The sequence below is a fragment of the Mesorhizobium sp. M0898 genome, assembly GCF_040319695.1.
In the GTDB taxonomy this organism is placed as follows: domain Bacteria; phylum Pseudomonadota; class Alphaproteobacteria; order Rhizobiales; family Rhizobiaceae; genus Mesorhizobium.
Genome location: NZ_JAMYOE010000140.1, coordinates 1 through 920 on the forward strand (window position 1 = coordinate 1; position 920 = coordinate 920).

The 920-nt window shown below is 66.7% G+C and carries 1 protein-coding gene; it reads right to left on the minus strand.

Going from position 1 to position 920, the window contains the following annotated elements; all coding sequences use genetic code 11:
* Positions 1-840 (minus strand): IS481 family transposase (locus tag NKH90_RS34605; RefSeq protein ID WP_352823809.1); only part of this gene is annotated, 840 nt, incomplete at its 3' end.
* Between the last annotated feature and the right edge of the window lie 80 nt (positions 841-920).

Consider the following 920-nt stretch of genomic DNA (forward strand, 5'->3'; position numbering starts at 1 on the left):
ATTGTAGATGTGGCGCCAGCGGTCGAAGGCCCGCTGGGCCGCCGCCAGGTTCTCGAACGGCGGTCCCTGCAGCGCCTCGGCCTTGAGCGTGCGGTGAAAGCGCTCCTCCTTGCCCAGCGTCTGGGGATGATACGGCCTGGAATGCCCGATGGCGATGCCGATTTCGATCAGCCAGACGCCGAGCAGGGTAAAGTCGTTGCGGCCGCCATCGCCCCAAGGCGGGCCGTTGTCGGTGGCGATACGAAAGGGCAGGCCATAGCGGCGGAAGGCCGTGATCAGGCGCGTTTTCACGGTTTCGGTGGTCTGGTCGGAGCAGGCCGACAGCACGATCGAGAACCGCGAATGGTCGTCGAGCACGGTCAGCGGATGCAGGCGCCCGGCGCGCAACGGCACATGACCCTTGAAGTCCATCTGCCACAGATCGTTGGGCGCTTCGTGCTCGAAGCGGATGAAGGGCTTTGCCCCGCCGCCCAGCGCCCCGAGCTCGACGCCGTTGCGACGCAAGATGCCGGTCACCGTCGAGGGCGACGGACAGCCAATCCCCTGGCGCGCCAGGACCCGGGCGATCTTGCGCCCGCCCCAGGCCGGATGTGCCGCCCGCACCGAAAGCGCCGCTGCTTCGACCTCCCAGGCGCTGCGCCTGGGACTCGAGAGCGGTTGGCGCGAACGCTCCAAAAGCCCGGCCTCGCCCTCCGTCCGATAGCGCGCGATCAACTTGTGAGCCACGGTCCGACCGATCCCAAAGCGCCGGCACAACGCGCTCACATTCGCTCCCGGCGCGCTCGCCAACCTGACAAATTCCAGCTTCTGTTTCATCGCGCTCGTGTCCTCGAATGGCATCCCGAACCTCCCGGCGCAAAGCGCGCCAAACTGTTCGCGATGTCCTCGCACACCTGTTCGCGATGTCTCCGGTCCAAACA